This is a genomic window from Streptomyces sp. NPDC048338 (assembly GCF_043201055.1).
Taxonomy (GTDB): Bacteria; Actinomycetota; Actinomycetes; order Streptomycetales; family Streptomycetaceae; genus Streptomyces.
This window is the reverse complement of sequence record NZ_JBICYQ010000003.1, coordinates 105530-126582: the sequence shown is the minus strand read 5'-3', so window position 1 is coordinate 126582 and position 21053 is coordinate 105530. Positions and strand designations below refer to the sequence as shown.

Sequence of the window (21053 nt, the reverse complement as noted above, 5' to 3'; positions counted from 1 at the left end):
AGGCCACCGACGGATGTTCCGCTTCCGCCTCCGCTCCCTCGCCTTCCGCTTCCGCTCCTGCGTCCGGCTCGTGGTGGTCGGCGGAGTCCTCTCCTACCGGGCCCTGTTCAACTGGACGACGCCGCCGATGTTCATCGGAACCCTGCTGGTCGGACCGTTGCTGCAGGTCTTCTTCTTCGTCTTCCTCAGCCGTGAGCTGGGCGTCGCGGACGACCGCTTCCCGCTGATCGGCAACGCCGTGCTGGCGGCTTCCGCCTCCGGTGTCTACGGCGGCACCATGGCCGTCGCGAACGAGCGCCGCCACGGCACGCTCGGCGCCGTGCTGCTCTCACCGCGTTCCCGGATTCCGCTGTGGGCCGGCCGCGCCCTGCCGTACGCCCTGAACGGCACGCTGGTCAGCGCGTTCGTGCTCACCGTCGCGGCGGTGACGCTGGGTCTGCCCGTGCCGGCGGGCGCACTGCCCGGCCTCGCCCTGGTGCTGCTCGTCGCCGCCGCCGGCTGCGCCGCGTTCGGCCTCGCGCTGGGCGCGCTCGGGCTGCGCCTACGGGATGTGTTCCTCGTCTCGAACGTGGCCGGTTCGGTGCTGCTCCTGCTGACCGGTGCCGTCGTGCCCCGCGACACCCTGCCGGCGTGGATGCGGGCCGTCGGGGAGCTGCTGCCGCTGACCCACGCGGCCGACGCGGCGCGCCGGCTCGTCGACGGCGGCGGCCTCGACCGGACCCTGCTCGGCGCCGAGCTCGCGGTGGGAGCCGGGTACGCGGTGCTGGCCCTGGCGCTGCTCGCCCTCTTCGAACGGGGCAGCCGGCGCCGGGCCACGCTCGACGTGATGTGACGAAGACCCCCCGGAGGCCCCCACGGGCGTCCACCGGAGCCTCGGGGCCGCGCCGCCGAAGCCGTGGGGCAGGCCACTACCGGCCATATTCGTGAACCCGTGCGGGGAGCGCCCGTGTCGTTCACCCGGAGTTCGCGCGCACGACGCCGGGGGGTGTCAGCCTCGGGCCCCAGGGCCGCGCGGGCCCGCCGAGGGGAACGGGGTACGGGCATGGAGAGCGGGCCTGCGATCTTCGCCGGGACGGCGTTCGCGCTGTTCGGGGGAGCGCTGCTGCTGTGGACCGCGGCACGCGTACGACACGGCCGGCCCGTGGCCCACGGCGTCGACACCCGCGCGGCGGCGACCCTGACGACGCTCTTCGGCGCCGGCTTCCTTCTTCTCGGCGTGTGGTGCTTCGGACGGCTCTGACGCGCGCCTCCGGCACCCGCCGCGCGCGACCGCGCCCCGCCGGACCAGCGGTCCGGGCGGCAGGAATGCCAGCACTCGGGTTACCGTTCGAGTGGCCGTTGCGGGCTTTCGCCGTTTGACACGGGGGCGGGTTGTACCGTCACACTCCGCAGCGTCGGCAGCGTCACCGTCCGTGCCGCTGCTGTGCGTGCCAGCGCCGCACGTGCCACCGAGCGTCGATCCGGAGAGAAGAGCGAAGTTGTCCCCGACCAGCGAGACCGCAGAGGGCGGCCGCCGACTCGTGATCGTCGAGTCGCCTGCCAAGGCGAAGACGATCAAGGGCTACCTCGGCCCCGGATACGTCGTCGAGGCGAGCGTCGGGCACATCCGCGACCTGCCCAGCGGTGCCGCCGAGGTGCCGGAGAAGTACACGGGCGAGGTGCGCCGTCTCGGAGTCGACGTCGAACACGACTTCCAGCCGATCTACGTCGTCAACGCCGACAAGAAGGCCCAGGTCAGGAAGCTCAAGGAGCTGCTGGCCGAGTCCGACGAACTCTTCCTCGCCACCGATGAGGACCGCGAGGGCGAGGCCATCGCGTGGCACCTCCAGGAAGTCCTGAAGCCCAAGGTCCCGGTCCACCGGATGGTCTTCCACGAGATCACCAAGGACGCGATCCGCGAGGCCGTCGCCAACCCGCGCGAGCTGAACCAGCGCATGGTCGACGCCCAGGAGACCCGCCGCATCCTCGACCGGCTGTACGGCTACGAGGTCTCGCCGGTCCTGTGGAAGAAGGTCATGCCGCGGCTGTCCGCCGGCCGCGTGCAGTCCGTCGCCACCCGGCTCGTCGTCGAGCGGGAGCGCGAGCGCATCGCCTTCCGCTCCGCCGAGTACTGGGACCTGACCGGCACGTTCTCCACCGGCCGCGCCGGGGACCCGTCCGACCCGTCGTCGCTGGTCGCGCGGCTCGCCACGGTCGACGGCCGGCGTGTCGCCCAGGGTCGTGACTTCGGTGCGGACGGTCAGCTGAAGTCCGCCCAGGTGCTGCACCTGGACGAGGCGAACGCCCGGGCCCTGGCCGCCGCCCTGGCCGAGACCTCCTTCGCCGTCCGATCGGTCGAGTCGAAGCCGTACCGCCGCTCCCCGTACGCCCCGTTCCGGACGACGACCCTCCAGCAGGAGGCGAGCCGCAAGCTGGGCTTCGGCGCGAAGGCGACCATGCAGGTGGCCCAGAAGCTGTACGAGAACGGCTTCATCACCTACATGCGTACGGACTCGACGACCCTGTCCGACACCGCCGTCGCGGCGGCCCGGGCGCAGGTCACGCAGCTGTACGGCGCCGACTACCTCCCGGAGAAGCCGCGCGTCTACGCCGGCAAGGTCAAGAACGCCCAGGAGGCGCACGAGGCGATCCGCCCCTCGGGTGATCGTTTCCGCACCCCCGCGGAGACCGGTCTGACCGGCGACCAGTTCCGGCTGTACGAGCTGATCTGGAAGCGCACCGTCGCCTCCCAGATGAAGGACGCGACCGGCAACTCGGTCACCGTGAAGATCGGCGGGGTCTCGGCCGACGGCCGCGACGCCGAGTTCACGGCCTCCGGCAAGACGATCACCTTCCACGGCTTCATGAAGGCGTACGTGGAGGGTGCCGACGACCCGAACGCCGAGCTGGACGACCGCGAGCGCAGGCTCCCGCAGGTCGCCGAGGGCGACGCGCTGTCGGCGCAGGAGATCACGGCGGACGGCCACGCGACGAAGCCGCCGGCCCGCTACACCGAGGCCACGCTCGTCAAGGAGCTGGAAGAGCGCGAGATCGGCCGCCCGTCGACGTACGCGTCGATCATCGGCACGATCCTGGACCGCGGCTACGTCTTCAAGAAGGGGACGGCCCTCGTGCCCTCCTTCCTGAGCTTCGCCGTGGTCAACCTGCTGGAGAAGCACTTCGGCCGGCTCGTCGACTACGACTTCACCGCCAGGATGGAGGACGACCTCGACCGCATCGCGCGGGGCGAGGCCCAGTCCGTCCCGTGGCTGAAGCGCTTCTACTTCGGTGAGGGCGAGGCGAGCGGCGGCGCCGGCGCGGCCGACGCGGGCAACGGCGACGGCGACCACCTGGGCGGACTGAAGGAGCTGGTCACGGACCTCGGCGCGATCGACGCGCGCGAGATCTCCTCCTTCCCCGTCGGCAACGGCATCGTGCTGCGGGTCGGGCGCTACGGCCCGTACGTCGAGCGCGGGGAGAAGGACGCCGAGGGGCACCAGCGCGCGGACGTCCCCGACGACCTCGCCCCGGACGAGCTGACCGTCGAGCACGCGGAGGAGCTGCTGGCCAAGCCCAGCGGTGACTTCGAGCTGGGCGCCGACCCGGTGACCGGGAACCAGATCGTGGCCAAGGACGGCCGCTACGGCCCCTACGTCACCGAGATCCTGCCCGAGGGCACACCGAAGACGGGCAAGAACGCGGTGAAGCCGCGGACCGCCTCGCTCTTCAAGTCCATGGCGCTCGACACGGTGACGCTGGACGAGGCGCTGAGGCTGATGTCGCTGCCGCGGGTGGTGGGCGCGGACGCCGAGGGTGTCGAGATCACCGCGCAGAACGGCCGCTACGGCCCGTACCTGAAGAAGGGCACGGACTCGCGGTCGCTGACGGACGAGGAGCAGCTCTTCACGATCACGCTGGAGGAGGCGCTCGCGATCTACGCGCAGCCCAAGCAGCGTGGCCGGGCGGCCGCCAAGCCGCCGCTGAAGGAGCTGGGCGTCGACCCGGTCAGCGAGAAGCCGGTCGTGGTCAAGGACGGCCGCTTCGGTCCGTACGTGACCGACGGCGAGACCAACGCGACCCTGCGGACCGCCGACAGCGTGGAGACGATCACGCCGGAGCGCGGCTTCGAGCTGCTGGCGGAGAAGCGGGCCAAGGGGCCGGCCAAGAAGACGGCGAAGAAGGCACCGGCCAAGAAGACGGCCGCGAAGAAGACCGTCGCGAAGAAGACCGCGGCCAAGAAGACGGCCGCGAAGAAGACGACGGCGAAGGCCACGGCGACCAAGACGACGGCGGCGAAGAAGACCGCCGCCGCGAAGTCGACGGCGGCCGAGGCGGAGTAAGGGCTGTCGGGACGGCTTGAGCGAGGGGCGGGAGCGCAAGCTCCCGCCCCTTTCGCGTCGGCGTCGCCCCCGGGATCGGCGGGACCAGGTGCGTGGGTCCTGCGTCCCTCGTGTGGACGGGCGGTGCCCGCCCCCGGGCGGGGCGACGTTTGTTCGGGTGGAGGCCACGGGGAGTAAAGGGGTCCGGATAGGGTGGACGGATGACGCGAGCAGAGCAGACGGACTCCGGAGCCGCACTTGTCGCAGATTCCAGGGAGCGTGCCGTGCGAGCACTCCTGCGCCATCAGCCGCTGCGGCGATTGTGGAGTGCGCAGTTCGTCGGGGGGACGGGCGACGCCCTCGCCCTGCTGGTCCTGGTTCTGCTCGGCCTCCAGGCCGCGGTCACCGAAGGCTCCTTCGGCGGCGGCTACCAGGGTGCGGCGCTCGCCGTCGCCGCCGTCGTCGGCGCGCGGCTGCTGGCCGCCGTGCTCTTCGGGGCCGTACTCCTCGGCCCGCTCACCGCGCTGACCGGTCCCGGCGGCGTGCTCGACCGGCGCTGGACCATGATCGGGGCGGACGTCCTGCGGGTCGCGCTGCTCGTCGTGGCACCGCTGTGGATCGACTGGACCCCCGACAGGGCGCTGTGGTTCGTGCTCGGCACCGTCTTCGTCACCGGCGCGGCCGAGCGGCTGTGGACCGTGGCGCGCGAGGGCGCGGCGCCCGCGCTGCTGCCCGCCCCGCCGCTGGAGGGCGCCACCGTCCGGCCCCTGCCGGACCACCTGGACGCGCTGCGCCGGCTGTCCCAGCGCACCGGCTTCCTCGCCGTCCCGGCCGCGGCGGCCGTGCTGCTCGTCGCCACTCTGCTCGGCGACCTGCTCGGCACCGGCATCGAGTGGTTCTCGCTGCACCAGGCCGCCCTCGGCTCGTACGTCGCCGCCGGCCTGTTCGCCGCGTCCGTCTCCGTCCTCTACTTCATCGAGCTGCCCGGCGGCCAGACGCCGAGGCCGCGCTCGCCGCTGGAGGGCCTGCGCCGCCCCCGCACGGACAAGGGCAAGGAGAACGGCCGGACCGGAACCGTCCCGCTGCTCGTCCTCGCCTGCGCCATCGTCGCCGGAGCCGTCACCGCCGCGGCCGCCGTATCGGTCCTGCACGCCTACGACCTCGGCGGCGGCCCCGTCACCTTCGCGCTGCTGATCCTCGCGCTGAGCGGGTCCACCGCCGTCGGCATCCGTACGGCCGGCTCCGTGCTCACCGTCCTGTCCCGCCGCCGCCTCCTCGCCCTGGCGATCGCCCTCGCGGGCGTCGCCCTGCTGGCGATGGGCCTGGTGCCGGACACGGCGACCGTGCTGTTCCTCGCCGTCCTCGCCGGATACGCGAGCGGGGTGGCCGCCCACACCGGCCACACCCTCATCGACCAGGAGACCGAGGAGGCCCGGCGCCCCCGGGTCACCGAGCACCTCCAGGCCGTCGTCCGGGTCGGCATGGCCATCGGCGCCCTCGGCGCGCCGCTGCTCGCCGCCGTGATCGGCCGGCACCGCCTCGGCTCCGGCAGCTTCGTCTTCGCCCACGGCGGCGCCGCCTTCACCCTGATGCTGGTCGGCGCGCTGCTCCTGCCGGTCGCCGTGGTCGTCCTGGCCAAGACCGACGACCGGTCCGGCGTACCGCTGCGCCGTGACCTGCGCGACGCGCTGCGCGGCGCCGACCCGGTCCAGGCCCCTGCGCCGACCGGCTTCTTCATCGCCCTGGAGGGCGGCGACGGCGCCGGCAAGTCCACCCAGGCCCAGGCCCTCGCCGACTGGATCCGGGCCAAGGGCCACGAGGTCGTCGTCACCCGCGAGCCGGGTGCCACCCCGATCGGCAAGCGACTGCGCTCGATCCTGCTCGACGTCTCCAGCGCCGGCCTGTCCAACCGCGCCGAGGCGCTGCTGTACGCCGCCGACCGCGCCGAGCACGTCGACTCCCTGGTCAAGCCCGCCCTGGAGCGGGGCGCGATCGTCATCTCCGACCGCTACATCGACTCGTCCGTGGCGTACCAGGGCGCCGGGCGCGACCTCTCGCCGACCGAGATCGCCCGCATCAACCGCTGGGCGACGGGCGGGCTCGTCCCGCACCTGACCGTGCTCCTCGACGTCTCCCCGGAGACCGCGCGGGAACGGTTCACCGAGGCGCCCGACCGGCTGGAGTCCGAGCCGCCGGAGTTCCACGCCCGTGTGCGGGCCGGCTTCCTCGCCCTCGCCGCCGGCGACCCCGGCCGCTACCTGGTCGTCGACGCCGGCCAGGAGCCGGAGGCCGTGACCACCGTCGTACGCCACCGGCTCGACCGGATGCTGCCGCTGTCCGAGGCCGAGGTGAAGGCCCAGGAGGAGGCCCGCCGCAAGGCCGAGGAGGACGCCCGCCGCCGCGCCGAGGAGGAGGCCGCCCGCAAGGCGGAGGAGGAGCGACTGGAGCGCGAGCGCCAGGCCCAGCTCGCCAAGCTCCGCGCGGAGGAGGAGGAGCGCAAGCGCCGCGAGGAGGAAGAGGCGCGGCAGCGCGAGGCCGAGCGGCAGGCCGAGGAGGCCCGGCGGCGCGCCGAGGAGGCCCGGGTGGCCGCCGAGGAGGAGCGCAAGCGGCGCGAGGCCGAGGAGAAGGCCCGCCGCGAGGAGGAGGAACGCCGCCGCAAGCAGGCCGAGGAAGAGGCCCGGCTGCGCGAGGAGGCGGAGGAGCGCCGCCGCGAGAAGCAGCGCAAGGCCGAGGAGGCCCTGCTCCGTGCCGAGGAGGCACGGCGCCTGGCCGAGGCCTCGGCGGCGAAGGCCGCCGAGGAGGCTGCGCGCAAGGCCGCGGCGGAAGCGGCGGAGAAGGCGGCCGCCGAGGCGGCGGCTGCGGAGGCGGCCGCCGTCGTGAAGGCCGCGGAGGACGCCAGGGCGGCGGAAGCCGCCCGCGCCGCCGAGAAGGTCCGGGCCGCCGAAGCCCAGAAGGCCGCCGAGCAGGCCCGGGCCGCGGAGGCGGAGAAGGCCGCGAAGGCGGCGGAGGCCGCCCGCGCGCGGAAGGCCGAGGAGGACGCCCGCGCCACCGCCGAGGTGTCCGCGAACGAGGTCACCGTCCCGACGCCGGTCGTGCAGCCCGACGACGTGACGCAGACCGTGCCGACCGTCTCGGCGAACGAGATCACCGTCCCCACCCCGATCGTGCAGCCCCAGGCACGGCCCGAGGAGGAGACCACGGTGATGCCCCCGGTCCGGGACGTGGCGGAGACGGCGGTGCTTCCGCCCGTCCGGGACACCGACCCCGCCCACCGGGTGCCGCCGGGCTTCTTCCGCGACGAGGCGGCCGGGCCCGACGGGGCCGACGACCGCACGCGCGAGCTGCCCCAGCTCGACGAGCAGGGACGACCGCGGCGCCGCTCCGACTGGGCGGAGGAGACCCCGCTCGACGACCTGCCGACCCTGGCGGACGAGCTCCTCGGCCCGCACGACGACGAGGACGACGGCCGCCGCCGGCGTCGCTGACCGTCCGCCGGTGACGGGGCCGCGCCCCGTCACCGGCGTTCCGCGGCTTGGAAGGACGGCGAGTGTGCGCCGTTCCGCTCCGGTCGGCGCCTCCTCCTCTGCCCTCACCTTCTCCGCCCGGCGATCCGAGACCCGCTGTCGGCGGGGTGCCCCACAATGGAGGGCGTACCTGAGGAGGGGCACATGGCCGTATGGGACGACCTGGTCGGACAGGCGAAGGTCGAGGAGCAGCTCGCCGCCGCCGCGCGCGACGCCGACACGCTCGTGACCGCCCAGGCCGCCGGCGACCCCGGCCCCGACGCGTCCAAGATGACCCATGCCTGGCTGTTCACCGGCCCGCCGGGGTCGGGCCGGGCGACGGCGGCGCGCGCCTTCGCCGCCGCCCTGCAGTGCGTGAGCCCCGACCGCGCCCTCGGCGGGGCCCCGGGCTGCGGCTTCTGCGACGGCTGCCACACCGCCCTGATCGGGACGCACGCCGACGTCGAGGTCGTGCGCACGGACCTGCTCTCCATCGGTGTGAAGGAGACCCGCGACCTGGTCCGCCGGGCCCAGCTCTCGCCGGCCAACGGCCGCTGGCAGGTGATCGTCCTGGAGGACGCCGACCGGCTCACCGAAGGCGCCGGCAACGTCCTCCTGAAGGCCGTCGAGGAGCCCGCGCCGCGTACGGTCTGGCTGCTCTGCGCACCCTCCCTGGAGGACGTGCTGCCCACCATCCGCTCCCGCTGCCGCCACCTGACGCTGCGTACGCCCCCGGTGGACGCGGTCGCCGACGTGCTCGTACGCCGCGACGGTATCGAGCCGGCCGTGGCCCAGGCCGCGGCCCGCGCCACCCAGGGCCACATCGACCGGGCCCGCCGGCTGGCCACCGACGAGCGGGCCCGTGCCCGCCGGGCCACCGTCCTCAGGCTGCCGCTGCGGGTCGAGGACATCGGCGGCTGCCTCAAGGCCGCCCAGGAGCTGGTGGACGCGGCGGGCGAGGACGCCAAGCAGGTGGCCGAGGAGGTCGACGTCAAGGAGACCGAGGAACTGAAGGCCGCCCTCGGCGGAGGTCAGGGCGGGCGGATGCCGCGCGGCACGGCGGGGGCCATGAAGGAGCTGGAGGAGCGGCAGAAGCGCCGCAAGACGCGTACCCAGCGCGACAGCCTGGACCTGGCGCTCACCGACCTGACCGGCTTCTACCGTGACGTGCTGGCCCTGCAGCTGCGGGCCCGGACGCCGCTGGCCAACGAGGACGTACGGGACGCCGTCGAGCGGATCGCCCGGGACACCGGCCCGGACCGGACCCTGCGCCGGATCGAGGCGGTGCTCGCCTGCCGCGAGGCCCTCGACCGGAACGTCGCCCCGCTGCTGGCGGTGGAGGCGATGACCATGGCCCTGCGGGGCTGAGATGGCGCGCGAGCCGCTCCGCCGGGTCCGAGGCGGGGCCGGGCGCGGCCCCGGACCGGCGATTGGACACGCTCCGCACTCGTACGGATACGCTCCGGGAATGGACTCCAGGCGCTTGCTCCGTACGTCCGCCACGGCCCTCGCGGCGGCCGGGCTGATCCTCTCCGGCTGCACGGGCGGAAACGACGCCGCCGCCGGGCCGTCGTCCGCGAAGACCTCCGCGTCGGCGACCGCCTCCCCGGCGTCCGCGGCCGCCCTGAAGGGCTTCTATGCGCAGAAGCTCGCCTGGCGCGACTGCGGTGTCCCCGGCTTCCAGTGCGCCACGCTCCGCGCGCCGCTCGACTACGCCGCGCCGGAAGCGGGGGAGATCAAGCTGGCGGTCTCCCGGATCAAGGCCACCGGTCCCGGCAAGCGGCTCGGCTCGCTCCTGGTCAACCCGGGCGGGCCCGGGGGCTCGGCCGTCGGCTACCTCCAGGGCTACGCGGGCATCGGCTACCCCGCTCCCGTCCGCGCCCGCTACGACATGGTCGCCGTCGACCCGCGCGGCGTGGCCCGCAGCGAGCCCGTCGAGTGCCTGACCGGACCGCAGATGGACGCGTACACCCAGGTCGACCAGACGCCGGACGACCGTGCCGAGACGGCCGCGCTCGCCGCCTCCTTCAAGGGGTTCGCGGCCGGCTGCGCGAAGCGGTCGTCGAAGATCCTCCCCCATGTCTCCACCGTGGACACGGCCCGGGACATGGACCTGCTGCGGGAGGTGCTGGGCGACCGGAAGCTGACCTACGTCGGCGCCTCCTACGGCACCTTCCTCGGTGCCACCTACGCCGAGCTGTTCCCCGACCGGGTCGGCCGGCTCGTGCTCGACGGGGCGATGGACCCGTCCCTGCCCGCGGTCGACCTCAACCGCGACCAGACGGCCGGCTTCGAGACCGCCTTCCGGTCCTTCGCCGCGGACTGCGTGAAGAAGACGGACTGCCCGCTGGGCACCGGATCCGTCGACGAGGCCGGCACGAACCTGCGGGACTTCTTCCGCCAGGTCGACGCGCAGCCGCTGCCGACCGGCGAGAGCCGCGAACTGACCGAGTCGCTGGCCACCACCGGGGTGATCGCCGCGATGTACGACGAGGCGGCCTGGCCGCAGCTGCGCGAGGCGCTGAACCAGGCGATGGGCGGCGAGGGCTCCGGACTGCTCGCCCTGGCGGACAGCTACTACGAGCGCGAGGCCAACGGCACGTACGCGAACCTGATGGCCGCCAACGCGGCCGTGAACTGCCTCGACCTCCCGCCGGCCTTCACCGGGCCCGCCGACGTGGAGAAGGCGGTGCCGTCCTTCGAGAAGGCGTCCCCGGTCTTCGGCGAGGGCCTGGCCTGGGCCGCCCTGAACTGCACCTACTGGCCCACCCCCGCGACCGGCCGCCCGCACCGCATCACCGCCGAGGGCGCGGCCCCGATCGTCGTGGTCGGCACCACCCGCGACCCGGCGACCCCGTACAAGTGGGCCGAGTCGCTCGCCTCCCAGCTCTCCTCGGGCGCGCTGCTGACCTACGAGGGCGACGGACACACCGCGTACGGCCGAGGCAGCGACTGCATCGACACCGCGATCAACACCTACCTCCTGGAGGGCACGGTCCCGCAGAAGGGAAAGCGCTGCTCGTGAGGGTGGCGAGGCCCACGCGGGGGGTGGTCGGAGCACCCTCGGAAACTGTGTAGACTTGGCGACGCTGCTGCGCCCAGTATGGACCGCACAGCATGCCGCCTTAGCTCAGTTGGCCAGAGCAACGCACTCGTAATGCGTAGGTCTCGGGTTCGAATCCCGAAGGCGGCTCGGAATTACCCCAGGACTCACTCGCCGTGACCTGGGGTTTTTTCATTTACCGGATCCGACGGCGGAGCTGTGCACGGGTGGCGCGCGTGGCGCTGGTCTCATTCCTGGTCTCAGTAGGGGCCTGTGCGGGCCTCTCGGGCTGGGGTTGAATCTGCGGGAGGAACGCCTCTCCCATCCGCCGCATCGCGTCCACGGACTGCTCAGACCGGCCCTTCACGTACCGCCGGGTCTGGGTCACCTGCGTGTGCCGCAGGATCTCCATGATGGTCACGAGCGGGACCCCGAGTTCGTTCAGGATCGTGCCGGCCGTGTGGCGGCTCCCGTCGTACAGGCGCCGGTCGTCGATACCGCACTCGTCGAGCAGCTCCTTGAACTCCTCCCAGTCCTGACGGGGGTCGAGCGGCCGTCCGTCCGGTCGGGCGAACAGGACGTCGTGCTCCTGCCAGAGCTCACCTGCCGCCGCTCGCTCCTGCTCCTGGAGTGCACGCAGCTTCCGCAGGGGCTGGACGAACGGCGGGGGGATCGGGACGGGCTCTTTGCTCTTCTTCGTCTTGGGACGAGTGAAGACCAGACCGCCCCCCTTTCGAACGGGGCAGACGCTCGCGTGCTTGGTGCACGACTTCTCGCACGGCGTCGGGCATCCCCGCTTGTAACCCTTGTGGGTGGCGCAGGCCGGCGGGCACGGCTCGAACCGGTGCAGCCGCTCGCCACAGCGGTGCGCGTCGGTGCATCCGTGCCGCCAGGTGAGCCGCTGGAGCTGCCAGCGGGGGTGAAAGAGTCCCGCCTCCAAGTCCACGTACTTCCAGCGCATCCCGAGCGTCTCGCCCTGACGGAACCCCATGCCGACGCCGACCAGCCAGCGGACGAACGTCGGGCGCTTGGCCGCCGCCTCCAGGAACGTCCGCGCCTCCTCCTGGGTGAACGGGTTCGCCTCCGTCTCGTCCACGGTCGGCGGGTCCACCAAGGTGGCGACGTTCTCCACGATCATCCGGCGGCGGTGGGCAATCTTCAGCGCCCGCGACAGGATGCGGTGGACTTTCAGCACGTGGGACGGCGCATGTCCCTCCTGGAGCATGGCGGCGTACATGGTCTCCAGGTGCTCCGGTTCCAGCTTGTTCAGCCGGTGTTGGCCGATCCCGGGGACGATGTCGTTACGGGTCTTGGACCAGTAGTCGTCCAGGGACCGGGGCTTGAGTTTCAGGCTCGCGATCGTCGTCAGGTAGGTGTCCATCCACTGTGCGACGGTGGGGACGCGACCCGCCTTCGGCGCCCGCTGCTCGTCGCGCAGCTTCTCCAACTCCTTGACCTTGCGCTTGACCTCGGCCTCGGTCGCGGCGCTGCGGTGGCGGCGGTCGGGGCTACCGTCGACCCTCAGACCCATGGTGACGCGGCCGTGCCACCGACCGTCGTTCCCCTCGTAGATGGAAGACTCCATGTTGGGCTTGCGGTTCATCTTCGCCTTTCACGTGTGAGGCGGCCCCGGCTGTAGCCGGGGCCGCCTTAGGGTTCTCAGGTGGTCAGTTGGCCGACGTCTCCAGCTGGGCGACGAAGGCGTCGAGTTCGACCAGGCGGAGCCTGCGGATGCGACCGACCTTGACGTACGGCAGCTTGTTCGTGGCCATGAGCTCGTAGACGGTCGAGCGGCCGAGAGAGAGGTACTCGGCGGCTCCCTTGACGGTGAACAGGGCGCGGGTCGGGGCGGGGTTCGCGGCGGTGGTCACTACGTGTGCCTCCTTGGCAGAGCTCCGAGGTGTCGAGGATCGGGGTGCCAGAGTGTCGGCACCTGTCCGAGGTGGGGATTTCTGCGTCACTGCGTCATTAGCGTCACTCAGGGCTTTGACCTGCGAGGTTCCGTGACGCAGAGGTCTGCGGGCTGCGTCACCGGTGACGCAGCCGTCCGTGAGGGCATGACGCAGGTGACGCAAGGTGACGCAGACTTTTGGGCTCTGCGTCACCCCGGTTGATGCAGGTGGGGAGCGGTTTTGGGGCCCGTCGTGACGCAGGTGACGCAGCGTCTTCTTACTTAGGAAAAAGAGGGGCCTGTGTCTGTTGTTGTGCGCGCCTCGGCGTTAATGGGGAGCCGCTTCGCGGCACGACTTTGGGAGCGGCTGCCGCCGCCGAAGAGCAAGAGGAGCACCGCCCGCGCTGGGCCGGGGTGCTCCTCTTGCCTGTGCGGCCGGGACCGCGCGGCGCGGGTTAGAACGCCTGCTGCTGCTCGTCCTGCGGGGGCTTGGTCCGGGTCATCTCGATGTAGCGGGCGGTGTTGCTCCTGCCCCAGTCGACCAGGACTCCGCGCGCGGCGAGGACGGGCTGGAGGCGCTTGAGTCGGTCGGAGAGGACCTTGCCGGTGGTGGGCCATCCCTTGGGCAGGGGGCGGAAGTCCTCGCCGGTGTAGAGCTGGGTGAGACCGTGGAGCCACTCGGCGGACGTCATCCGCACATCGGTGCCCGGCTCGATGTCGGTCGCGCGCTTGAGGACGGTCTGGGCGAGGAGGTCGCCCTCGATGACATCGTCGTTGAGGTCGTCCAGGCTGGCTCGGTAGGCGTCCAGGGCCCCGAAGTTCCGGGCGGTGTCGAGCTGGGCGCAAAGGTGGGCGAAGTCTGCCATCCGTAGGTCGGTGGGGATGTCGGCCTGGGCCGCGCGGACCTCAACGGTCAGATCGAGGACGGAGCCGAGGATCACGGGCAGAGCCTCGGCGAACTCAGTCCACAGTTCCGCCTCGGTCCGCCGGATGCGGGGGCGTTCCAGGCGGAGGGGGAGGAGGCGTTCGGCGAGGTCGGGGCGGATGACGCCGACGTCGATGCCTGTGAGCAGCATCGGCCGGCGGTAGCGGGAGCGGACGACGTCGCCGTCGGTGAACAGGGCGCGCTTGATGTTCTCGGCGCCGGTGACGATGCAGCACATGAGATCGGAGAGGTCGGGGCCGAGGTGGGAGAGGTTGTCCAGGCCGGTGATCCATCCGGCGGCGACGGCGGTGATCAGGTTCTCTTCGTCCTTCGGGGCGCGGCGCAGGTCGCCGCTCATGCCCTCGATGATCCGGACGAGCATCTTGCCGGCGGTGGACTTGCCCGCGCCCTGGGGGCCGGTGAGGAAGGGGGCGGGGACCGGGGCGTCGGGGCCGAGGCAGCCGATCAGCCAGGCCAGGGCCAGGCTCTCGGCGCGGGCGTCGGTGAAGTTGCACAGTCGCATGAGCAGGTCGATGCCCTTGCCGTCGGTCTTCTGGACAGGGAGGGGGAGTTCTCCGGTGAGTTGGGTGCGGCGCCAGCAGACCTCGCGCGGGTCGGGGGTGAGGATGTCCCAGCCGGTGGGGTGGATGCGGACGGACTTGCCGTCGTCGCGGCCGAGGTCGAACCAGGTGGCGCCGTCGAATCCGGGGGCGACGCGGATGTGAATGGGCTGGACGTCCTCGGTGAGCGCGAGTGCTTCGATCAAGTCGAGTGCCTCCTTCAAGGCGGTTCCGTTGAAGACGCCCAAGCCGTCGCGGAACAGGCCGACCATGAGTTCCTGGCGGTGGCTGCCGGTCGTTCCCTGGGAGCGGATGGGGCGGGCGACGGGGTGTCCGTTGCGCTGGGCGTAGACGGTGCCGTCGATGGTCCGGAAGTACCGGAAGTTGGACTGCGCGTAGTCGGTGATGATTTCGCGGGCGGGGTTCTTCTCGTCCTCGGACATCTCACATCCCCAGAGCAGTCAGTGCGTTGGACCAGGCAGCGGTGCAGTGCCGGGGCGATTCACCCTTGGCCTGTGCGGCGGCGAACAGCCGGGCGATGTGTGCCTCGGCCAGGCAGCCGCACCGGCCGTGGGCGGACAGCACCGCCAGGAACGTCCGATACACCGTCGCGTGCACCCCGCTGGTGGCGTCGGTGATGCGCTGCTCCGCCATGACGATCCCGCGCTCCAGATAGGCGGGCGAGCGGTGGCGGCACTTCTCGCCGCCGGCGGGCGCGGGCACGGTGACGGCTTGCCGCGCCGACCGGACGACGGTGGACTTCTTCTCGGCGAGCGCGCGGACGGTGTCGGGCAGATCAGCCAGGATGCCCGTCCCCGGGCCACGCCATCGGGCGTAAGACATAAGGGACTTGATGTCGACACCGGCCCGAACTCCGTTCATGGAGCGCATGGTGCCGACGTAGATCCAGTGCTCGCCCCGCGTCGTGGCGACGGTGCGGGTCGAGGGCAGGGTCTCGCGGGCCCACGCGATCGCGTCAGCGTCGTCCAGGTCCACGACGGTGACCCCGGCGCCACCGGGGTGGTAGGCGACGGCTCCGGCTCGCTGCCAGGCAGCGGTCCACGGGGCAGAGGACAGCACGGTGGGGTCGGTCGTGGCGGCGGCCCACCCGTGGCACGGGAGCGGGCACATGCAGGGACCGGGGGTCTTCATGTGCGGCCGGCCGCCACACGCGTTGGCCGCGCAGGCCGGGCAGTTTCCGAACGGCAGCTTCCCCACGCGCAGAGGCAGCACGGGGACGCCGGATCCAGCGAGGCTCAGGGCGGTGTGCAGGTGGGTGTTCACGCCGCCACCCCCAGCCGCGACTGGGCGAGGAACGCGGCACCGATCCACTGGCTGTAGGCGGGCGGGATGGCCTCGGTCAGCTCCTCACGGACGTCGGTCCACGTGATGCCCATCGCCGTCTGCATCTCCGGCACCGTGGCCTTACCGCCCCCGCTGCCGTACGGGGCGACGTACGGACCGTCCCGGTAGACGCCGTGCCGGTGCCCACGCACATAGCCCCGATGCTTCGGATGGGCCGGCTGCTCGGTGCTCCAGCGGCCGAGTTCGAAATTCCGGTGCCTCAGGACACCGAGGGAGAACATCTCCCCGCAAAGCCACACGTCCTTGCGGATCTCCGCCCGACCGTTGGGCTGCTCGATCACATACGGCAGACCGGAGGCGTCAAGGAGTTCGCGGGTAGGCGCGACCAGGTCCACATGGTCACCTCCCCAGCCCTGCGACTGGTTCGTGCCGACGGTCAGCGCGCACTTTCCCTGGCACGGCGGAGAGGAGTGGATGAACGCGTACCGCTCGATCTCCCCCGTGGCGATCAGGGCGGCCAGGTACTCCAGGGCATTGGCGCGGACGAAGGTGAAGGGGTAGTTCGTGCGGGCGACGATGTCGACGCCGACGATGTCGAACCCGGCTCGGCGGTAGCCCATGGCTGCGCCGCCGGCGCAGCAGAACAGGTCCAGGAGTAACGGACGCTCGGCGTCTCGCCGAATGTCGGTGGGGTGGGTCATGCTGGAGACCTCCAGGTCTTGAGTCGATCGGGAGATGAGGGCGGCCCCGGACTTTGCCGAGACGGGGGCCGCCCTTCCGCATCACTGCGGGTCGATGGACACGGGGTGTGTGGTGGCGACGAGGGCTGCGAACGCGTCGTGCCTGGCCCTGATGTCGCCGAAGGTGAGTGCTCCGAGGGGGCGGTGGGGGATCTCGCGCCCGATCTCCAGTCGCAGGGCGTCAGCTACGTACGGCTCGGCGCAGAGCACGGTGCTGTGGATCCGCCTACCGTCCGGGTCGTGGGCGTGGAGGACGAGGGTCGTGATGCCGTCCGGGTTGGTGGTGATGTGGAAGCCGAGCAGGGTGTGGGGTTCCACGTTGTCTCCTCGGGTTAGGCGGCTTCGTTGGTGGTGAGTGCGCCGTCGGCCTGGCGTTGGATGTGGCCGGTGTCGGCGAGGCGCTTGATTGCCTTGGAGACGGTGCCTTTGGTCAGGCCGGTTTGGTCGGCGAGGTCCTTCTGTCGGATGGGCTGTTCGGCCTGGCGGATGAGGGTGAGGATGCGTGCGTCCGCGCTGTCCGCCTGGACAGGGACCGATACCGGTGCTGCGGGGGTGTCGGTGGTGTCTTTCACGAGGGTGAGCGCCGGGGTTGTGGTGGTGGGGCGGTGCCAGGGGGTGCGGGCGGGTAGGGCGATGACGACGGTCTTGTCCATGTAGCGGACCTTGACGGGGTCGGGCTTGCGCTTGCCGTCGCGGATGAGCGCCACGCCGGGGGCGGGGAGTTCGTCGGCGTTCCAGCCCTTGGCCTGTGCGTCCTCGCCAAGCACGACGCGGGCCTCGGCGGGGGTGCGGACGGCGAGGCAGATGGAGGTGGAGATCTGTGGGGCGATCTGCTTGGGGACGCCGTCGTTGATGGTGGGCTTCTGGGTCATCCACCACAGGTCGATGCAGGCGGCGCGGCCCATGCGGGCGATGGACTCCAAACCCGGCAACGCGCTGCGGGTGACCGTCTTGGTCTTGCCGGTCTCGTCCACGGTGGGGAAGGGAACCTTGTCGGCGGCGGTAAGAACCTCGGCCCCTTCGTCGACGACGAGGGTGATGCGGGGGCGGTCCGGGGTGGGGGTCCAGGTGTCCTGGCCCTTGGGCAACACGGCAAGCCGGTCGTGCATCTCGGCTTCAACCTCATCCACCAGCGTGATCACGTCGCGCGGGGTGGAAGCGACGCGGGCCCGGTGGTCCCACAACCGTCCCTCGACCTGCTTCAGGTCGATGATCGCCAGCGCATTCGACGCGCCTTCGGACGCGTCGTAGAGCAGGGGGCGGGAAGCGACGGACTTACCCGCGCCGGAGCGGCCCGCGATGAGGAGCCGTTCGCCGAGCGGGACGGTCACCTGCTCGCCGGTCACCGTGTCCACCCCGAGAGAGCGGCGGTCGGGGGACCACTGGAGGTTGTCGCCGTCAGCGGCGGACCTGGTGCGAAGGGTCATCTCCGCCCAGCCGCCACGCTTGCCCGCCTTGATCTGGATCCGCAGATCGGTCCGGGCGCCGAGCAGGGCCCGGACGTGGTCCTCGGCCGAGCGGAGCTTGGTCGCGGTCCACTGCCCATCCAGCCGGACGGCAACGACGATCCCGGACTCGGTGAGCGCGGGCCGGCCGGTCATGGTTCCGGCGAGGCCGCGCTGCTCGGCGTGCTCGCGCCAGTGCTCCGGCTGCAACCGGCCCAGCAGCGCACGCTCCTCGGCCGTCGGCTGAAGACCGGTCTTCTCCCGCCGGGCGCGGGCGACCGTCCAGACGACAGCGCCGACGATGGCGACGGTGACGGTGATGGCCGACCACAGCCACACCCGCCCGGGAACCAGGGGCAGGGTGATCCGCGCGGCGATGGCGGTGGCGATCGCGGCCTTGGACGCGAACAGCCACAGCGGGTCGGGCACCCGGCGCTTGGCCGTGGCCAGCTCCCGTTCGGCGCGGTGGACGATGGAGGTGACCTTCTGCGGGTCGATGGCCCGTGCCTGGGCGACGGCGCGGCGGGCGTCTGTGACGAGCGGCTTGCGTTCGGCGCGCAGGGTGCGGCGCCGTTCTGCCTCGGCCCGCCAGCGGGTGGCGGTCCAGCGGGCGGCGGTGGCGGCGTACTGGCGGTGGATCTGCCAGGCTGAAGACTGGCTCACGTCGGTCCTCTCCAAAGGCTGGTGGGTCGGGTGGTGACGGGCCCTGCGACGGCCCGTCACCACCACGGTGAGTAGCGGAGTTTCCGGTTTCCTGGTTTCCGGCAGGGCCCCTACGCGTGCGCGCGCGAGACGGGAAACTTCCCTCACGCTGCGTCGCTACGGGGGCCCTGGCGGCCTAGCGCACCCCCGGGGGTCTCAGACCCTCCAGAAGGGGGGTGCGGGCCCCTGCGGCCCGCCTACGGCTTCAGGCCCCAACCTGGCGTGGATAGCGCCTACTTGGTGCGCTTGCTGGCGCGCTTGCCGTCCCTGCCGCCGACGCTGCGGACGATGGTGACGACGCCCCAGGACAGGACGGCAGCGAGCAGGGCGAGGATCGCGAGGTTCGCGGCGATCGCGGTCAGCGCGCCGACGAGCAGGGGGCCGAAGTAGACCCCGGCCGCGACCGCGCCGGCCCCGACCCCGGAGCCGAGCGCGACCCGCTGCACCGTGCGGTCCGGCGGTGCCTGGTGGATGTGCTGGTGCACCACCTGCGGCACGGCCGCGGGCTGCTGGTGGAGGGCGGGGAGGTGGTCGGCGTAGGCGTACTGGCCGTCCGGGAGCCGGACCACGGGCGCGGGCTCGGGAAGGTTGGTCACGGTGTTCACGTCCTTTCTGGCTGCTCGGGGAAGGCGCAGGGGGTGCACATGCCGAGCGATGTCGGGATGCGGTAGCCCGCGTCGCGCCGGCAGGTGGGGCAGATACGGCGAGCCGTGTTCGCCTTGGCCAGGGCCGCCCGCCGGGCGGGGGTCATGGGGCGGACGGGCTTGGCCAGGTCGACCCGGTACAGGTAGGCGACCAGCGGCCCCCGGCGCTTGCGGGGGCGTTCGAGCTGCGCGGCGACCGGCTGACCACCCGGCCGTAGGCCCCGGGCGCGGAGCTGCCGGAACGTGGCCAGCCCATCCGGGGCGAGCCGCCAGCGGTAGACAGGGACGGCGCCCATCAGCCGACCACCACCGGCTCAAGGACAGCGCTTCGTTCGGCCCGCAGGGTCTCGCGCAGCATCCGGGCCTTGTCGGGTGACGTCCGCAGCGCCTTCCGGATGCCTTCGGCGGTCAACTGCTCGACCGGCCACGACTCCGTGATCTGACGCGCCTCGGCCAACAGTTCATCGGCCGTGCGGCGAGGTCGGGCCGATCGAGCCGCCTCGGGCACCCGACCGGTCGCCCGACGCGGTGCCGACTGCTCAGCCGCCACCGCATGGACCACGACCCGATCAGTCGACCCCGACTCGACCAGGGAATCGACCGGCTCGGGCCGCTCGATCGCGACCGGCTCGACCAGCGCGGGAACCAGCTTGGGAGCGGGTTCCGTGAGGTCAGAGGTAGACCGTTCTGTGTCGACATCAGTGGATTTCTTCGCATTCGTGGGGTCGATCGGTCGATGGTGAAGGACCTTGGCGACCAAATCGGAGCCGAAGTAGATCGAGCCGACCGGGAGCGATGTGGCGAGCAGGACCAGCAGCCAGTTGACCGGGTCCCAGTCGGCCAGTCGGGTCCAGTCGACCGACTCGCCGTGCAGCTCGGGCACGAGACCGTGCACGAAGTTCAGCACCAGCGAAGCGGCCGTGTAGGCGGCCAGGACCCGCAGGGCGAACCGCTTGTCGGCCCGATCGGTCAGCACCAGCGTGGCGACCAGAGCCAGGGCCATCAGGCCGTCGACCACGAACGGATACAGGGTGGCGCCGGTCTCGTCCGCGCCGACGGCCGTGGCCACGTCCCGCAGCGCGTTCCACGACACCCGGAACGCCATACCGACCACGGCGACCAGCGCCAGGACGAGCAGCGCTTTGCCGGCGCGGTTCATCCCTGACCCTCCTTGCCCTGGCGGGCCAGGAAGAGGAGGCGGGCGACAGCGATCACGCCGACCGCCGCGATGACTCCGGCGTAGTGGACGCCCCGGCGGCCAAGGGCCAGCCCCCAAACCTCCACCGCGACACACAGAGCGAGCAGGCTCCAGAAGGTGAGGCGGTTCATGCGGCACCGCCCGCCTGGGTCAGGCCGGTGCGGTTCGTCAGGTTGCGGCGCTCGGCCAGGACCCGGTTCCGGGCCCGGCGGACGCGGCGGGTGTCCAGCTCGTTGGCCGGCCGGTCGATGGTCATGATCTGCGCGTCGAGCAGGTCGACCTCCGCCAGGATCAGCGGCATCTCCGTCTCGATCGCGTCCAGCTCCGCGTCCGACGGCTCACCATCGAACGGGACGGCCGTAACAGCGGCCTGAAGTGCAGCGATGAACGTCATTGGGTGTGTTCCTCTCACACAGGAACGGCCCGAACCGAGGCCCCGGAGGTGCAACTCCGGGGCCTCTCGCCGTTGGAAACCATCCGGCTCCCCTCAGCCCCGCCCGTACGGCACAGGCCGGACGGGCGGAGGAGGCAACCGGCCGCAGCCAAGCGGCTGCGGTGTTGGGGGTGGGTGGGGCTCGCGATCCTTGCCCTTGTCTCACCGCACGTATGGATCTCTTGTCCGCCCGGAAGGGCGGCATGGGAGAAGGTGCTTGCTGCTCGTGCGGCAGGGCCTGCGGCTTGTCGCAGATGCCTGTAGTTCTGATCTCTCTATGCAGTTCACAAGCCAGCGGTCGCTTCCATCGAGCCGCTTCACCAGCTCTCCGGGCGCCGGGAGCAGCCCAAAGAAGGCCCTCCCGCA

General features: G+C 71.9%; 18 protein-coding genes and 1 tRNA gene. 7 read left to right on the top strand and 12 right to left on the bottom strand.

What is annotated here, in order from left to right:
* The first annotated feature begins 13 nt into the window (after positions 1-13).
* The 7 genes from ACGFZF_RS08055 to ACGFZF_RS08025 all read left to right on the top strand — a co-directional run bounded on the left by ACGFZF_RS08055 (position 14) and on the right by ACGFZF_RS08025 (position 10994).
* The gene (locus ACGFZF_RS08055; RefSeq protein ID WP_393552014.1) at positions 14-832 is read left to right on the top strand and encodes an ABC transporter permease; all 819 of its coding nucleotides are present in this window, start codon (positions 14-16) and stop codon (positions 830-832) included.
* A 210-nt stretch (positions 833-1042) separates the two neighbouring features.
* A complete protein-coding gene (locus ACGFZF_RS08050; protein ID WP_393552012.1) occupies positions 1043-1240 on the top strand; it encodes a hypothetical protein in 198 nt (65 codons plus the stop codon).
* Between the two features lie 238 nt (positions 1241-1478).
* Complete coding sequence (gene topA, locus ACGFZF_RS08045; RefSeq protein WP_393552010.1) at positions 1479-4319, top strand: type I DNA topoisomerase; 2841 nt, start codon at positions 1479-1481, stop codon at positions 4317-4319.
* Positions 4320-4519: 200 nt separating this feature from the next.
* Complete coding sequence (gene tmk, locus ACGFZF_RS08040; protein ID WP_393552008.1) at positions 4520-7783, top strand: dTMP kinase; 3264 nt, start codon at positions 4520-4522, stop codon at positions 7781-7783.
* A gap of 183 nt (positions 7784-7966) precedes the next feature.
* Positions 7967-9169: a DNA polymerase III subunit delta' gene (locus tag ACGFZF_RS08035; protein ID WP_393552006.1), complete on the top strand. Its 1203-nt coding sequence runs from the start codon at positions 7967-7969 to the stop codon at positions 9167-9169.
* A 100-nt stretch (positions 9170-9269) separates the two neighbouring features.
* Entirely contained in the window at positions 9270-10826 is a 1557-nt protein-coding gene (locus ACGFZF_RS08030; protein ID WP_393552004.1) for an alpha/beta hydrolase, read from the top strand.
* A gap of 94 nt (positions 10827-10920) precedes the next feature.
* Positions 10921-10994, top strand: a tRNA-Thr gene (locus tag ACGFZF_RS08025).
* A 46-nt stretch (positions 10995-11040) separates the two neighbouring features.
* Here ACGFZF_RS08025 and ACGFZF_RS08020 read toward each other — a convergent pair.
* The 12 genes from ACGFZF_RS08020 to ACGFZF_RS07965 form a co-directional block, all read right to left on the bottom strand.
* A complete protein-coding gene (locus tag ACGFZF_RS08020; RefSeq protein ID WP_393552002.1) occupies positions 11041-12447 on the bottom strand; it encodes a tyrosine-type recombinase/integrase in 1407 nt (468 codons plus the stop codon).
* Between the two features lie 64 nt (positions 12448-12511).
* Positions 12512-12715: an excisionase family DNA-binding protein gene (locus ACGFZF_RS08015; RefSeq protein ID WP_393552000.1), complete on the bottom strand. Its 204-nt coding sequence runs from the start codon at positions 12713-12715 to the stop codon at positions 12512-12514.
* A gap of 475 nt (positions 12716-13190) precedes the next feature.
* Positions 13191-14663, bottom strand: a complete 1473-nt coding sequence (locus tag ACGFZF_RS08010) for an ATP-binding protein (protein ID WP_393551998.1) — start codon at positions 14661-14663, stop codon at positions 13191-13193.
* A gap of 1 nt (position 14664) precedes the next feature.
* Positions 14665-15504: a bifunctional DNA primase/polymerase gene (locus ACGFZF_RS08005; protein WP_393551996.1), complete on the bottom strand. Its 840-nt coding sequence runs from the start codon at positions 15502-15504 to the stop codon at positions 14665-14667.
* Entirely contained in the window at positions 15501-16226 is a 726-nt protein-coding gene (locus tag ACGFZF_RS08000; RefSeq protein ID WP_393551994.1) for a DNA methylase, read from the bottom strand. Before ACGFZF_RS08000 ends, ACGFZF_RS08005 begins: the two co-directional genes overlap by 4 nt.
* Before the next feature lie 81 nt (positions 16227-16307).
* Entirely contained in the window at positions 16308-16583 is a 276-nt protein-coding gene (locus ACGFZF_RS07995) for a hypothetical protein (protein WP_393551992.1), read from the bottom strand.
* Between the two features lie 14 nt (positions 16584-16597).
* Entirely contained in the window at positions 16598-18373 is a 1776-nt protein-coding gene (locus tag ACGFZF_RS07990) for a MarR family transcriptional regulator (RefSeq protein ID WP_393551990.1), read from the bottom strand.
* 272 nt (positions 18374-18645) lie between these two features.
* Complete coding sequence (locus ACGFZF_RS07985) at positions 18646-19008, bottom strand: DUF6251 family protein (RefSeq protein ID WP_393551988.1); 363 nt, start codon at positions 19006-19008, stop codon at positions 18646-18648.
* A gap of 5 nt (positions 19009-19013) precedes the next feature.
* Positions 19014-19352, bottom strand: a complete 339-nt coding sequence (locus tag ACGFZF_RS07980) for an RRQRL motif-containing zinc-binding protein (RefSeq protein ID WP_393551986.1) — start codon at positions 19350-19352, stop codon at positions 19014-19016.
* Positions 19352-20215 (bottom strand): DUF2637 domain-containing protein, encoded by an 864-nt coding sequence (locus tag ACGFZF_RS07975; protein ID WP_393551984.1) that lies wholly within the window; start codon positions 20213-20215, stop codon positions 19352-19354. The genes ACGFZF_RS07980 and ACGFZF_RS07975 overlap by 1 nt, the downstream gene beginning before the upstream one ends.
* Positions 20212-20385: a hypothetical protein gene (locus ACGFZF_RS07970; protein WP_393551982.1), complete on the bottom strand. Its 174-nt coding sequence runs from the start codon at positions 20383-20385 to the stop codon at positions 20212-20214. Before ACGFZF_RS07970 ends, ACGFZF_RS07975 begins: the two co-directional genes overlap by 4 nt.
* On the bottom strand, positions 20382-20648 hold the full coding sequence (locus tag ACGFZF_RS07965; protein WP_393551980.1) for a DUF6284 family protein: 267 nt from the start codon (positions 20646-20648) through the stop codon (positions 20382-20384). The genes ACGFZF_RS07970 and ACGFZF_RS07965 overlap by 4 nt, the downstream gene beginning before the upstream one ends.
* Positions 20649-21053 lie beyond the last annotated feature (405 nt).

Excerpts from the sequence above, each read along its gene's own strand:
- tmk (WP_393552008.1), top strand. The coding sequence starts at position 4,520 with ATGACGCGAGCAGAGCAGACGGACTCCGGAGCCGCACTTGTCGCAGAT.
- ACGFZF_RS07975 (WP_393551984.1), bottom strand. The coding sequence starts at position 20,215 with ATGAACCGCGCCGGCAAAGCGCTGCTCGTCCTGGCGCTGGTCGCCGTG.
- ACGFZF_RS08020 (WP_393552002.1), bottom strand. The coding sequence starts at position 12,447 with ATGAACCGCAAGCCCAACATGGAGTCTTCCATCTACGAGGGGAACGAC.
- ACGFZF_RS08055 (WP_393552014.1), top strand. The coding sequence starts at position 14 with ATGTTCCGCTTCCGCCTCCGCTCCCTCGCCTTCCGCTTCCGCTCCTGC.
- ACGFZF_RS08010 (WP_393551998.1), bottom strand. The coding sequence starts at position 14,663 with ATGTCCGAGGACGAGAAGAACCCCGCCCGCGAAATCATCACCGACTAC.
- ACGFZF_RS08050 (WP_393552012.1), top strand. The coding sequence starts at position 1,043 with ATGGAGAGCGGGCCTGCGATCTTCGCCGGGACGGCGTTCGCGCTGTTC.
- ACGFZF_RS07965 (WP_393551980.1), bottom strand. The coding sequence starts at position 20,648 with ATGACGTTCATCGCTGCACTTCAGGCCGCTGTTACGGCCGTCCCGTTC.
- ACGFZF_RS08030 (WP_393552004.1), top strand. The coding sequence starts at position 9,270 with ATGGACTCCAGGCGCTTGCTCCGTACGTCCGCCACGGCCCTCGCGGCG.
- ACGFZF_RS08000 (WP_393551994.1), bottom strand. The coding sequence starts at position 16,226 with ATGACCCACCCCACCGACATTCGGCGAGACGCCGAGCGTCCGTTACTC.
- ACGFZF_RS08035 (WP_393552006.1), top strand. The coding sequence starts at position 7,967 with ATGGCCGTATGGGACGACCTGGTCGGACAGGCGAAGGTCGAGGAGCAG.
- ACGFZF_RS07970 (WP_393551982.1), bottom strand. The coding sequence starts at position 20,385 with ATGAACCGCCTCACCTTCTGGAGCCTGCTCGCTCTGTGTGTCGCGGTG.
- ACGFZF_RS07980 (WP_393551986.1), bottom strand. The coding sequence starts at position 19,352 with ATGGGCGCCGTCCCTGTCTACCGCTGGCGGCTCGCCCCGGATGGGCTG.